Below are 12,339 nucleotides of genomic sequence, written 5' to 3'. Positions count from 1 at the left end.
TGGGGTGATGACCGGTCAGTTTTAGGCTTTTTTTGGGCAGCGCTTGGGCTGTACCATGAATAGCTATTGGTAGAATTGGTACATGGGCTTGTTTGGCTAAGGCAAAGGCGCCTAGTTTAAAGGGCTTTAATTTGCCGTCGGCGGAGCGACTGCCCTCAGGAAATAGATAAATGGAACTGCCGTTTTTAAGATGTTTCTCGGCCTGACGGAGCATTTTTTTGATGCTGTTTTTGTCTCCCCGCTTCAGTGCCACATAGCGATTTAACCACATGTTCCAACCAATCAAGGGAACCCTAAAAACTTCAATTTTCGATACCCACTTAAAGGGAATGAATAAGGCGAAGGACAACAAAATGTCCAAACCCGATTGATGATTAGACACAATGACATAGGCCTGTTGTTTGTCGACTAGCTGTAGGCCTCGGCGTCTGACTTGCCAGTGCGGCACAATCACCAGGTATAAGCTGGCCCATGCACAAGTAAAGTAGTGCAATACACGTAGCCGTTTATCAAAACAAACAGTAACTAAGAAAATGAAGCAGGCACAGAAAAAAAACACCACCGAGCTGAGGGCGATAAAGCTGAGAATAGCAAGTGACAGAAGTTGTAATAGCACTTTGGCCCCTTAAACAAAGTCCGGCTGTAATAAGCAATAAATTTTATTAATCAGTATATTAAGTGTTAACTAGCAAGCTGTCACGTGAGCTAATTTTGATTTTGTTGGTTTTATCTATATCTAAAGTGGCGTTTGAGGCGAGTAGTATGCCGCTGATTCCATTGCGCGATGGGCCGCTTTATCGTGGGGGTTGGTCTGAGTGTTAGGCGCTTGTTGCTGGCTTGAATATGTCACATAGTGAGTTAATCTAAAGATGTGTTGCGGGGAGGATGAATCTTGAAACCAGCGCTAAGTAGCTTGCTTTATCTATTTTTGGCTGCTTGTTTAATCGCGGCCAAACCTAACTTGGGTGGCTTTCGTCCACAGCAAATTTGCCAGGCGGCGCTAGCCAGCTTACAAGGCAGCCCCTTGCAAAGCGTTGATTTTTACCGTAGTCAGCAGCAAGAGATGCAATTTCGCCTTAGCAACGCGGGCCAAACGCACAGTTATGTTTGCCAGTTAGACGGAGAGCGAGTGCTTTGGCGACGTGCTCAAGACAGCCGCTGGCAGCTCAGTCCTGAGCTGCGCTTTCACTTTAATGCTAGTGCTAAACAATTATCTATCGGCCATTATCTTGGTCAGGCTCAACTGGCCGAATACTCTTATCGAGTCGGCGACTTTTAATAAGCGCTAAGCAAAACAAGGTCTTAATCACGGCGACTAGCATCAGCCATAGCTCAATCTAGCCTTGCATGTTTATCGCTGTTTATTGATTTTATTTCTCGTCTGTAGGGCTACTCACCCTTATTTAGTTGAAGATTTTGTAATGTGTATTTTTCTTGGTCAATAAATCTTGATTGAAGTGAATCTTCCTTGTATTCTTGCGCGAAATTCTATTCACGCTTAGTGAATATAACCACAAATTGTTGAAGAAAGAGTGATTTAATATGCGCGACGCGAAGTCGGTAGCGGTGCCTTCCTCATCGGTGACTAAGGCTCCAACATCTGTTCCAGCTTGGAAATTCATTGTTCCCTCTATGTTGGGCATTTTCTTATTTATGCTGCCATTACCCTATGATGGCTCTTATACCATTCCGGTGGCCATTTTGGCCAAAGCCTTGGTGGCTCTGCTTGGTGATAGTGCCCTATGGTTGATTGTGGGTTTGATCAGCATTAGCGCTCTTATGTCGAGTTATGCCATGTTTGCCAAACCGAGCTGGTTGGGCAAACATGCTTTATTAAGTGCCTTATTCCAAGTGTCTAAAGTGTGGTACTCGGTACGCATGTTGGGTTGGCTATTGGTATTGCTTTGTGCCTTTAAAGTGGGCCCAGAGGCGTTGTGGTCGGGAGACACCGGCGGCCTTATTTTAGCTGATTTGCTACCGACCTTATTAAGCGTATTCATCTTTGCCGGCTTGTTATTACCCTTGTTGCTAAATTTTGGTCTACTGGAGTTTGTCGGCACTTTATTAAGTAAAGTGATGCGGCCCATTTTTGGTTTGCCAGGGCGCAGCGCCGTGGACTGTATTGCCTCTTGGTTGGGTGATGGTAGCGTAGGTATTTTGCTAACCAATAAACAATATGAAGATAAGCACTATACTCAGCGTGAAGGGGTGGTGATTGCCACCACTTTCTCTGCGGTTTCTATTACCTTCAGCTTAGTGGTATTGGCCCAAGTTAACTTAGAGCATATGTTTGCGCCGTTCTACCTTACCGTTTGTGTAGCAGGTTTGGCTGCGGCGATCATTGTGCCTCGTTTACCCCCGCTTTCCGGTTTTAAAGATCAGTTTGTTGATGGCTCTTCGCGCCAGCAAGATGATGAAGTGATCCCCGCTGAATACACCACTACGGGCTGGGCTTATAACTTGGCAATTCAACAAGCCGGGCGAGCCAGTCATCCTAAGCAGCTGTTAAAGCAAGGCTTACACAATGTATTAGATATGTTGTTGGGGGTACTGCCGGTGATTATGGCGGTGGGTACAGTCGCCTTGGTGGTGGCGGAATATACACCTATCTTTAGTATTTTGGGTAAGCCCTTTATTCCTGTATTAGAACTGTTACAGTTACCAGAAGCTGCCAAAGCGTCGGAAACCTTAGTGGTAGGTTTTGCCGATATGTTTATTCCGTCGATCTTGGCCGCGTCAATTGAAGCCGACATCACCCGTTTTGTTATTGCTGCGGTGTCGGTGACTCAGTTGATTTATCTATCGGAAGTGGGCGCCTTGATTTTAGGCAGCCAATTACCAGTTAAACTGTGGCAGCTATTTGCGATATTTTTGATTCGTACCGTTGTAACCTTGCCGATTATTGCTGCTATGGCCCATTTATTCTTTTAAGTATCAGTTTTCTGGAGAACACATGAGCTATCAAGCTGCGGTATTTGATATGGATGGATTATTACTCGATAGTGAGCGGGTATCTTACGATACCTTTGCAGCCGCCTGTCACGACTTAGGGATTGAGTTTAAAGAACAGGTGTATTTAAAGATTATTGGTACTAATGCTCAGCAAATCAAACGCATCATAGTGGATGGTTATGGCCCAGAACTTCCCTACGATGAGCTTCGTGCGCTGTGGTTAGATAAGTACCACGCAATTACTATGCATCAGGCATTGCCGGTAAAAGAAGGTGTGGTAGAGCTATTAGAGTGGCTGAAAAGCCAAGCCATTCCTATGGCGGTGGCCACTTCTTCTAATCGGCAAGTGGCTCAGGTTAAGTTAACTAATGCTAAGTTGATTGATTATTTTGACAGTCTTTCAACGGGATGTCAGGTCACCCATAGCAAACCTCACCCAGAGATCTTTTTGACCGCTGCCAGTACTTTGTCGGTGGCCCCAGAGCATTGTTTGGCCTTTGAAGATTCTGATAACGGAGTGAGAGCAGCGGTGTCTGCGGGCATGCACGTTTATCAAATTCCCGATTTAATCGAACCTAGCGAGCAGCTTAAATCCTTGGGTCATCGGATCTGTGGTTCGCTTAGCGAAGCCTTAAACGAGCTGCGCTAAGCGAGGCCATCCGCCAGTCGTGTTTTTTTGACGCTGCTGGCTGGCATTGTTTTTGCTCTTACTGAATTATCGCAATTCGACTTGAGCAAATGATGATAGAAATTCAAATCAGTAACAATGTACAAGCTAGCCTTCCTCGAGAACTTCCTTGTTTACAGCACGCAGCCATAGCGCATAGCTGGAGCGCCCATGCCTTTGCCGTGGCTCAGCATGAGTGTTTAGCTGTGATTGAGCGAAACAGCGGCTATGTGATGTTATTTTTCGATTTATGCCAAGAGGATTACCGTCACTTCTCGCGAGTGTGTCAGTTGCGCTTATTAACCGAAGCCATCGCTGTGGCTGATTTAGCTGAGGATGAAGCGCAGGCCTTGAAGCAAAACATGTTGGCCGACTTTCAAACAGTGTTGGTTACCGATGGGGTGAATCATGCTATTACGCCGCAGCTGAAAAAGGTTCAATCTTTGGTATTGGCCTTAGCTAAACGAGAAGGTAAAGTGCCTAAGCAACAACTGGATGAGTTTCGTTGGGGGGTGATCTTAAATGATTTTGCTCAGCGCAATGATGGCGCTAGCCCTTACCTTAAAATGCAGCGCCAATGGCAGGCGATTGCCGCTCGTGGTAGTCATCCTTATATGACCGTCTCCAGCTCGGCTTCTCGGGTTCTGCACTAGTTAAAAATGGCTTGCCATGCATGACTATTTGCTGCTTAATCAGTTTTTTAGCTAACGTTTAAGTGGCGAACTTGTCTGTTATTGGTGCTTCATCATCCCGGCTATATTGGGGTTTAGCTTCTTCTGTGGTGGCATCTTGTATGTTCGCCTTTTTGCCTTGGTATACCCATCAGTATCCACTCAATGACAGCAGTGGTAATTGGCTGGCCGCGCAGCGAATTCTGTGGAGTAGCTTGCTGATGCTGTTGGGAATGGTTGCCTGCAAACAGTTTCCCTTAGTGCTACAACAGTTAAGAGCGTGGCGAGCTTGGCCTAGATTGTGTTTAGCAGCTTTGTTGGTCGGATTGCAGTTGTGGTTATTCATCTGGGCTCCAGTTAATGGTTATACGCTGTCAGTGGCCTTGGGCTATTTTGCTTTGCCTTTGGTGCTGGTGTTGCTTGGGCGTTTTGTTTATCAAGAGCGATTAAGCCGCCTGCAATGGTTGGCGGTAGCGTTGGCGGCGCTGGGCGTGTCTTATGCCTATATATTGGCTGATGGCCTGTCGTGGGTTGTGTTGTTAATCGCCTTAGGCTATCCCTTGTACTTTATGTTGCGCCGCAAATACCCCTTACCGAGTCAGGTCTCTTTTACCTTAGATAACCTCTTATTACTGCCGATTGCTCTAGCCTATTTATACTTTAACGATAGTGGCGTGACTGCCGATGCTTTAAGCGATAGCTGGTACTCGCTTGCCCCCAACTTATATTACGTAGGCTTAGGGTTTGCCGGTACGGTGCCTATGTTATTGTTTTTATTTGCCTCAAACTATTTGCCGATGAGTCTGTTTGGTTTGCTGGTTTACCTAGAGCCTATGCTAGTGTTTGTTGTGGGTTGGCTGCTTGGAGAGCGTTTGGCCGAGGGCCAGTGGCCCACTTATTTATTTATAGTGTTAGCTCTAGTGGTATTGGCGGTCGATGGTTTGCTCAGTTTAGCGCGGCAAAAGGCTAGGGGATATTCACACTAACTCGCCTATTGGAGGTCGGAGATCTTCGGTCAACGAGTTTTACTTCTGAGCGGTGCTAAATCTAAGATTGGCCGCAGGCCAATGGCTAAGTTAGGTATTTGAGCGTTGGCGTTTGATGGTTTTCTCGGTTTAGCTCGGCAAAAGTTTAGGGGATATTCATACTAACTAGCAGCGGGCGGTGGTCTCCGCCTACCGGCGCTAACACCTGAGCGGCACTAAAGCTTAGTTTGGCTGAACTCAATACATGGTCAATTCTTATGCCGTGCCAAGAGGTATATTTGGTATAGTTAATGCCGCTACCAAGCTGATTTATGGCATTGCGTTCAGTTGATAAATAGCGTTGGTAAATATTCTCCTGAACACTCATATTAAAGTCTCCGGCGGCAATGTAGTAGTCTTGCTGCTTAGCCCAAGAGGCCAGTAAAGAAGCTTGCATATTGCGGGCAAAGTGCAAGTCTTGAAACTCTTGTTTATCCACTACACCATGGATGATTGCGGCTAGAGTAGAGCGTGGCGTCTCAAAGTGAACATTGGCTAAGCTGATGGTCTTTCCTTGGATCTGGCTGTGATAAAACACTGCAAAATTCCCCCAGCCACCTAGGCTCGTTCTGGATAAACTGCCGACATGCTCTAGTGGGGTTCTGCTTACGGTACACAAGCTGTCGCAATGGCTATACCAGCTGGAGTCAAATATTTGTTTTACGGTTTCAGCTTTGGTTTCTTGCATAAAGATAATATCGGGTTGCTGAAACGACACTAAACGGCGAATTTGCTCGACGTTAGCGCCGCCACCGTTATTCAGTGTCATTACCCTTAGCTCGCCAATTTGTTGTTGCGGTAGGTTTAGTTGAATGTCTTGAAAACGAACGAATACCAGCGCACACAGCGCCCAAACTAGCCACTGCCATTTTTTGAGCAAAGGAAACAGTAACAGCGGTAATGCTAGCAGCAGCAATGTCCACCAGCGAGGTGAAAAGAGCAGTAAATAGCTGATGGTAATCGCTAGGGTGTTATCTGGATAATGGGCAAGTGAAGCCACTAGGCCAGCTAATAGCAGGCTAAGCAGTGTTAACAGAGTCGAGCTGAGCTGCAGCAGTTTTCGCATAATCGGCCTATCCTTGGCGGGCTTATTTAAGAGCTGGGTTGGCGCAAACAGAGCCAATAGTAATAGAGAGTATTTTGCCTAAGCAACAACATTAATCCGCTAGGCTAATCGTAAACTTTTTATAACGTTTACAGATTTGACAGCCAGCTTAAACAGGTGCTGTTTTTTTGACATTATTCTTGCTTTGTTTATTCAATTAAGCAAGAGTTTAGCTTCTGTATTGAAGCTGGATTGAGTTTTCAAACAGATTTAACAAGGTGAGTCTAATGTTACCGTTGTTGCCGTTGTTGCTAGTGTTTCTGGTCGTTATGTTGTTGGTATTGTATCGACGTGAAGGACATGAGCAGCTTTGGTTGCGACTGCCCACCCTAGAAGAGTATCGCCAAGCCAGCTCGCAGCCCGCCGAGCAGCCACTTAACTGTAAATATTGTCATAGCGAACAAACCTGGGAATATGGCTTGGAGAGTGTAATGGATTATCGTCGCGAATGCGCTTGCCTGGCCTGTGGTAAGCGCTTATGGCGAACTGAACAAGCCAGTATGCCAGTTAGCTAAGCTTAACGGATTAACTGTTAGCGTGGTTTTGTTTAACTGTGGTGATTTGCTTGGCCCAAGTTTGTTGGCGGCCTGCTTGTTTAGCCTGATACAAGGCTTGGTCGGCACGTTCTAGCCAATCATCGATACTTTCCTTGCCATTAAAACTGGCAATGCCCGCTGAAAAACTCACCTTTAATTCTTTGGGAGCGGGTTGATTGATTAATTCCGTTAACAGTTTTTCGCTGGTTTGATAGGCCATATCGAAGTCTGCGTCGTGTAGTAAAATAATAAATTCTTCTCCGCCATAACGAAATACCCGATCGTTAACTCGGGTATGCTGTTGCAGAAAGCGGCTAAACCACAGCAAAATTTGGTCACCAAGTGGATGGCCATGTTGATCGTTGATTTGCTTGAAGTGATCCAAATCTAACATGATCAGGCTACAGTGAATCTCACTACGCTTATATTGCTGCTTGGCCTTTTGAAGTTCGTCAAACAAGGCTCGCCGGTTGTAACAACGGGTTAGCGAGTCCATAAAGGCCAGCTCTTTCAATTCAATGTTTTGTTTTACCAATACTCTGGCTAGCCCCCAAGCAAAAATATGGGAGGCAATCACGCCAAGAGTAAAGCGCAAACCTTGATGTAAACCAAGGTGCTGCATACCCAAGATGATAGCAACAAGGCTTACTGCAAACACTAAGCGCTCGGCGACATAAAGCGGCAGGTGAATAAAACAAGCCAAAATTAATGCCGGAACAAAGTATTGGCCATGCATTTGTGGTTGGGTAAGCGCGACTAACACCGGGGGAATAGCTAATAATAAAAACCACACATCGGCGGTTTTATAGCGCTGAGACTCGGGTTGGTTAAACAGCAGAAATAATGAGGTTAAAACAGCCAAGGTACAGGGTAAAACAATCAAGCCAAACCAGCTTATGCCAAACAGCAAATGAAAGATGGTGAAGTACGCGCTAGGGATAAAGCCTGCTAGGTGCATCACCAGACTCATTTTCCGTTCTGCATATTCGACAGGAGACCATCCTGTTACCATGTTGCCAACCTTAGTGGGGTTACTAAAATGCAATTAACTGATTGCTATGTATTTAAAAATAAGATGATTTAAGCTATTCAGTCAACTTTAAGTTAGCTTGTTTACGGCTCTGTAGGGAGTTTTCTACAGCCTGCTAGGTGGCTTAAGGCATACTGCTTAATCAATTGTACAAAACGTTCTAATAGTTGTGGGTTGTCGGCATCGTTACGGTATACCGCATACATAGGACGCCAAATGGCTGGCTCGAAGGAGTGTTGTTGAATCAGTTGTTGTTGTAGGTAGTTTTCTACGGCCCAATAAGGCATGGCGGCGACGCCCATGTTGGCGGCGACCATTTGCACTAAGGTGGCTGGATTGTCGGCGTATTTCCATTGTGCTGGCTCTAGCGCCTGCGGCTTGAGTAAGTAGTTATAAACATCTAGCCGCTGCTTGGCCACCGGATAGCTAATGAGGGTGTGTTGCTGCAGATCGGCGGCTCGGATTGGCTGGTTGGGGCTAAATGGGTGCTGCGGCGAAGCAATGAGTACCATTTCATATTCAAATAGCGCTTGATAACAAAGCTGGGCTTGTGGAATAAATTCTGAACTCAGTAGCAAGTCGGCCTCGCCAGCCAACAGCAAGGGCAGACCTTGGTAATCCCGGTCATGGCAAAAATGACTATTCACACTGGGCCATTGTTGCTGAAATTGTCGCAAGCTGGGTACTAGCCACTGAAAGCAAGCATGGCAATCAAGGGCTAAGTTAAGTCGTTGCTGCGGACTGTTTAACTGTTGCTCGGTATGTTTGATGAGCGGCAATACCTGTTGCGCGAGTTGTAGTAGGGTTTGACCACTCGCAGTGAGACGAGGCGGTTGTTGTTTTCTGATCACCAATGACTCGCCGATGCGTTGCTCTAAATCTTTGAGTTGATGAGACAGCGCCGAGTCGGTAATAAACAGTTTTTCGGCGGCACTTTTTAAGGAGGAACTAGTGGCAATGGCTTGAATACAGCGCAGGTGCTTTAGTTCTAACATTGCTTCTCCTTCTCTTGGTAACGGTCTCTGCCCAGATTAAGTGGCTCCCCCTCGCTTGTACAGTGAGGGGCTGGACGACTTGTTTTAAAGTGAAAATATTTCATTTTTTTATAATTTCTCTGCCGAATAACACGGCGGCTTGGTCAGCTACTTGAGTCAATTTCAAGTTCACTTGTTTTTTTATCAATTGTGTTTGTGGCATGTCTTGCTCAATATGGCCTTTTAAACATCTAGACGGCTAAAGGATAAGAGATGATGACCACACATGTATTGGGTTACCCACGAATTGGTAAGCAGCGCCAGTTAAAATTTGCTTTGGAAGCCTATTGGCGAGGCGAGCTCCCTCAAGCTGAATTATTTGCACTAGGCAAGCAGTTGCGTGAAGAAAATTGGCAACTACAGCAAAAAGCGGGTCAGGCTTGGGTCACGGTAGGCGACTTTGCTTGGTACGACCAAGTACTGACTACCTCAATGATGCTGGGCAACCTGCCTCGACGCCATCAATCGGCAGAGCTGAGTTTAGACAGCATGTTTGCCATCGCTCGTGGTCAGCAAGGCAGTGGTTGCTGCAATGCTGCTTCCGATATGAGCAAATGGTTTAATACCAATTACCACTACATTGTGCCGGAGTTTTCAGAACAAACGCAGTTCAGCCTGCAATGGCGCCAGTTGTTAGAAGAAGTCGATGAGGCGCAGGCTCTCGGGCACAAGGTCAAGCCGGTGATTTTAGGGCCGGTGTCTTATTTGTACTTGGGTAAAAACGAATTGGGCGCGGCCAAGGATTTTGACCGTTTGTCGTTACTTAAGCAGCTACTGCCGGTTTACGCAGAAATTTATCAGGCCTTGGCTGAACGCGGTATCGAGTGGGTTCAAGTGGATGAGCCTATCCTTGGTTTGGAAATCGATCTCGCTTGGAAAGGCGCTTTGCTGGAAGCTTATAAGCAAGCGCTCAGCGATTGTAAAATTCTTTTAACCAGTTATTTCTCTGATGTTTTGGATAATACCTCGGTGATTAAAGCCTTAGCCGTGGATGGTTTACACCTTGATTTAAGTGCCGCGCCGGAGCAATTGGATGCGGTACTTAGCTGGTTACCTGAGCACTGGGTATTGTCTGCGGGAGTGATTAACGGACGTAATGTTTGGCGGGCTAATCTACCTGCGCTTATCGAGGCTTATAGCGCATTAAAGGCGCAATTGGGTGAGCGCCTATGGTTGGCTAGCTCCTGTTCGTTATTACATTGTCCCTTAGATTTAGCGGCCGAAAGTAACCTAGGTGATGCAGAGTACCGACTTGCCTTTGCCGAGCAAAAACTCACCGAATTACAGCTGCTGGCTGAGGCGATTAATGGTGATAAACAAGCGCTGCGGGTAGCCCGCCAATACAGCGCGGCCTTAAGTCGCGAGGCTAGACCGCTAACTCAGGAAGAGCAGGCGCAAGCCGCCTCAATACCGCGTCAACGCAGCCTTAGCTTTGCCGAGCGCCAAGCGATACAGCAACAACAGTTGGCATTGCCGTTATTACCTACCACTACCATTGGCTCTTTCCCGCAAACCCAAGAGATTCGTCGTCAACGTCGAGAATACAAGGCTGGGCTCTTGAGTGAAGCCGATTATAAGGCCGCCTTAGCCGAGCATATTAAACAGGCGATAGAGTGTCAGGAGCGTTTGGGTTTAGATGTCTTGGTACACGGCGAAGCCGAGCGTAACGACATGGTGGAATACTTTGCCGAACAGCTTGATGGCTTCATCGTTAGTCGTTTTGGTTGGGTACAAAGTTACGGTTCTCGCTGTGTTAAACCCGCCATCATTGTTGATGATATTAGTCGCAGCCAAGCGCTAACCCTTGAGTGGGCCGAATATGCCCAGTCTTTAAGTGCTAAGCCGGTGAAGGGCATGTTGACGGGGCCAGTAACCATACTGAGTTGGAGCTTCCCGCGTGAGGACATCAGCCGTCAGCAGATTGCTGAACAAATTGCCCTAGCCTTGCGTGATGAGGTGAATGACTTGCAGCAGGCAGGGATTCAAATTATTCAAATCGACGAACCAGCGATTCGTGAAGGTATGCCCCTAAAACGTAGTCAGTGGCAGGCCTATTTAGACTGGGCTGTGGCTGCATTTCAGTTGGCAGCCTCCAGCGCTGAACCCACTACTCAGATCCACACTCATATGTGTTATAGCGAGTTTAATGAGATTTTACCGGCGGTGGCGGCTTTGGATGCAGATGTATTAACCATAGAAACGTCGCGCTCGGCAATGAGCTTATTACAAGCCTTTGAAGAGTTTGATTATCCGAATCAAATTGGCCCAGGTGTGTATGATATTCACTCACCAAATATTCCGAGTGTGGATGAGATCAAAGCCTTGATCACCAAGGCTGCGCAGTTGATTCCCTTAGCGCGGTTGTGGGTGAACCCCGATTGCGGTTTAAAAACCCGTGACTGGCAACAAACCGAAGCGGCATTAACTAACATGGTACTTGCGAGTCAGCAATTGCGGACGAGTTTAGCTTAAGCCGTTTAACGCCGCTGGTCTATACGGGCCAGCGGCTTCATGACTTTGCTGGTAAATACACTTACACTAAGGTTAAGTTCCAGTTTGGTTAGCCCTTATGCCTAAGGCCAAGTTTGTTAGTGGCAATATCTTTCGCCACATCATTTTGATGTCATCGACTAATGCAATTGGTCTTACCGCCTTGTTCTTGGTGGATTTGGCCGACCTATTTTTCATCAGTTTATTAGGCGAAGCAGAGTTGGCCGCAGCGGTCGGCTATGCTGGTACTATCGCTTTTTTCACTACTTCTATTTCCATTGGTTTAGCCATAGCGATGACAGCTTTGGTCTCTAAAGCGATAGGTCAACGAGACATCGCTCGGGCACGTCGTTTAGTTACCCATGTACTGGCCACAGGCTTATTGATTAGCTCTAGCATTGCCGCATTGGTTTGGTGGTTTGCCCCTGATTTATTGAGTTTGATTGGTGCCAAGGGCACGACCCATGATTTGGCGGTTAACTATTTACGCATATTACTTCCATCGCTACCGGTGCTTGGTTTGGCAATGAGTGCGGGGGCAGCGCTGCGCTCGGTGGGGGATGCCAAGCGAGCCATGTGGTCGACTTTAGCTGGCGGCGGGGTGAATGCATTGTTAGACCCGCTGTTTATTTTTGCTTTTGGTCTTGGCTTGCCGGGGGCGGCGATAGCCTCGGTGCTGGCGCGCTTTGTCGTGGCGGGTGTCGCTTTATACGGGGTCACGGCGAAACACCATTTGCTAACGGCGTTTGACTGGCGTTTATGGGTGGCAGACAACCGAGAGATATTAAAGGTGGCGGGGCCCGCGATGATGACCAACGTAGCCACGCCG

12 protein-coding genes are annotated in these 12,339 nt (G+C 46.9%); 8 read left to right on the top strand and 4 right to left on the bottom strand.

Going from position 1 to position 12,339, the window contains the following annotated elements; genetic code table 11:
* Nucleotides 1-616, bottom strand: a 616-nt coding sequence (locus tag ACQY6Q_RS09770) for a lysophospholipid acyltransferase family protein (RefSeq protein WP_427980761.1), incomplete at its 3' end; no start/stop codon positions are given.
* A gap of 276 nt (nt 617-892) precedes the next feature.
* Here ACQY6Q_RS09770 and ACQY6Q_RS09765 point away from each other — a divergent pair.
* The 5 genes from ACQY6Q_RS09765 to rarD all read left to right on the top strand — a co-directional run bounded on the left by ACQY6Q_RS09765 (nt 893) and on the right by rarD (nt 5,276).
* Entirely contained in the window at nt 893-1,279 is a 387-nt protein-coding gene (locus tag ACQY6Q_RS09765) for a hypothetical protein (RefSeq protein ID WP_427980758.1), read from the top strand.
* 263 nt (nt 1,280-1,542) lie between these two features.
* Nucleotides 1,543-2,931: a YjiH family protein gene (locus tag ACQY6Q_RS09760; RefSeq protein WP_427980755.1), complete on the top strand. Its 1,389-nt coding sequence runs from the start codon at nt 1,543-1,545 to the stop codon at nt 2,929-2,931.
* Between the two features lie 22 nt (nt 2,932-2,953).
* The gene (locus ACQY6Q_RS09755; protein ID WP_427980752.1) at nt 2,954-3,601 is read left to right on the top strand and encodes an HAD family hydrolase; all 648 of its coding nucleotides are present in this window, start codon (nt 2,954-2,956) and stop codon (nt 3,599-3,601) included.
* 89 nt (nt 3,602-3,690) lie between these two features.
* Nucleotides 3,691-4,272 (top strand): hypothetical protein, encoded by a 582-nt coding sequence (locus ACQY6Q_RS09750; protein WP_427980750.1) that lies wholly within the window; start codon nt 3,691-3,693, stop codon nt 4,270-4,272.
* Between the two features lie 62 nt (nt 4,273-4,334).
* Nucleotides 4,335-5,276: an EamA family transporter RarD gene (rarD, locus tag ACQY6Q_RS09745; protein ID WP_427980747.1), complete on the top strand. Its 942-nt coding sequence runs from the start codon at nt 4,335-4,337 to the stop codon at nt 5,274-5,276.
* 145 nt (nt 5,277-5,421) lie between these two features.
* Here the strand turns inward: rarD and ACQY6Q_RS09740 are convergent, their stop codons facing one another.
* Nucleotides 5,422-6,381: an endonuclease/exonuclease/phosphatase family protein gene (locus tag ACQY6Q_RS09740; protein WP_427980744.1), complete on the bottom strand. Its 960-nt coding sequence runs from the start codon at nt 6,379-6,381 to the stop codon at nt 5,422-5,424.
* 266 nt (nt 6,382-6,647) lie between these two features.
* Here ACQY6Q_RS09740 and ACQY6Q_RS09735 point away from each other — a divergent pair, with 266 nt between their 5' ends.
* Nucleotides 6,648-6,935 (top strand): hypothetical protein, encoded by a 288-nt coding sequence (locus tag ACQY6Q_RS09735; RefSeq protein WP_427980741.1) that lies wholly within the window; start codon nt 6,648-6,650, stop codon nt 6,933-6,935.
* Nucleotides 6,936-6,945: 10 nt separating this feature from the next.
* Here the strand turns inward: ACQY6Q_RS09735 and ACQY6Q_RS09730 are convergent, their stop codons facing one another.
* Together ACQY6Q_RS09730 and ACQY6Q_RS09725 are read right to left on the bottom strand one after the other, a co-directional pair.
* Entirely contained in the window at nt 6,946-7,968 is a 1,023-nt protein-coding gene (locus ACQY6Q_RS09730) for a GGDEF domain-containing protein (RefSeq protein WP_427980738.1), read from the bottom strand.
* A gap of 101 nt (nt 7,969-8,069) precedes the next feature.
* Nucleotides 8,070-8,981 (bottom strand): LysR substrate-binding domain-containing protein, encoded by a 912-nt coding sequence (locus tag ACQY6Q_RS09725; RefSeq protein ID WP_427980735.1) that lies wholly within the window; start codon nt 8,979-8,981, stop codon nt 8,070-8,072.
* Between the two features lie 255 nt (nt 8,982-9,236).
* Between ACQY6Q_RS09725 and metE the strand changes: the two genes are divergently transcribed.
* On the top strand, nt 9,237-11,492 hold the full coding sequence (gene metE, locus ACQY6Q_RS09720) for a 5-methyltetrahydropteroyltriglutamate--homocysteine S-methyltransferase (protein WP_427980764.1): 2,256 nt from the start codon (nt 9,237-9,239) through the stop codon (nt 11,490-11,492).
* 97 nt (nt 11,493-11,589) lie between these two features.
* A partial coding sequence (locus tag ACQY6Q_RS09715) for an MATE family efflux transporter (RefSeq protein ID WP_427980733.1) occupies nt 11,590-12,339 on the top strand: 750 nt, incomplete at its 3' end.

This window comes from Agarivorans sp. (genome assembly GCF_050295395.1).
GTDB lineage: Bacteria > Pseudomonadota > Gammaproteobacteria > Enterobacterales > Celerinatantimonadaceae > Agarivorans.
Note: the sequence above shows the minus strand (reverse complement) of the source record. Positions and strands in the feature narration are given on the sequence as shown.

Excerpts from the sequence above, each read along its gene's own strand:
- ACQY6Q_RS09760 (WP_427980755.1), top strand. The coding sequence starts at position 1,543 with ATGCGCGACGCGAAGTCGGTAGCGGTGCCTTCCTCATCGGTGACTAAG.
- ACQY6Q_RS09755 (WP_427980752.1), top strand. The coding sequence starts at position 2,954 with ATGAGCTATCAAGCTGCGGTATTTGATATGGATGGATTATTACTCGAT.
- ACQY6Q_RS09750 (WP_427980750.1), top strand. The coding sequence starts at position 3,691 with ATGATGATAGAAATTCAAATCAGTAACAATGTACAAGCTAGCCTTCCT.
- ACQY6Q_RS09740 (WP_427980744.1), bottom strand. The coding sequence starts at position 6,381 with ATGCGAAAACTGCTGCAGCTCAGCTCGACTCTGTTAACACTGCTTAGC.
- ACQY6Q_RS09735 (WP_427980741.1), top strand. The coding sequence starts at position 6,648 with ATGTTACCGTTGTTGCCGTTGTTGCTAGTGTTTCTGGTCGTTATGTTG.
- ACQY6Q_RS09730 (WP_427980738.1), bottom strand. The coding sequence starts at position 7,968 with ATGGTAACAGGATGGTCTCCTGTCGAATATGCAGAACGGAAAATGAGT.
- ACQY6Q_RS09725 (WP_427980735.1), bottom strand. The coding sequence starts at position 8,981 with ATGTTAGAACTAAAGCACCTGCGCTGTATTCAAGCCATTGCCACTAGT.
- metE (WP_427980764.1), top strand. The coding sequence starts at position 9,237 with ATGACCACACATGTATTGGGTTACCCACGAATTGGTAAGCAGCGCCAG.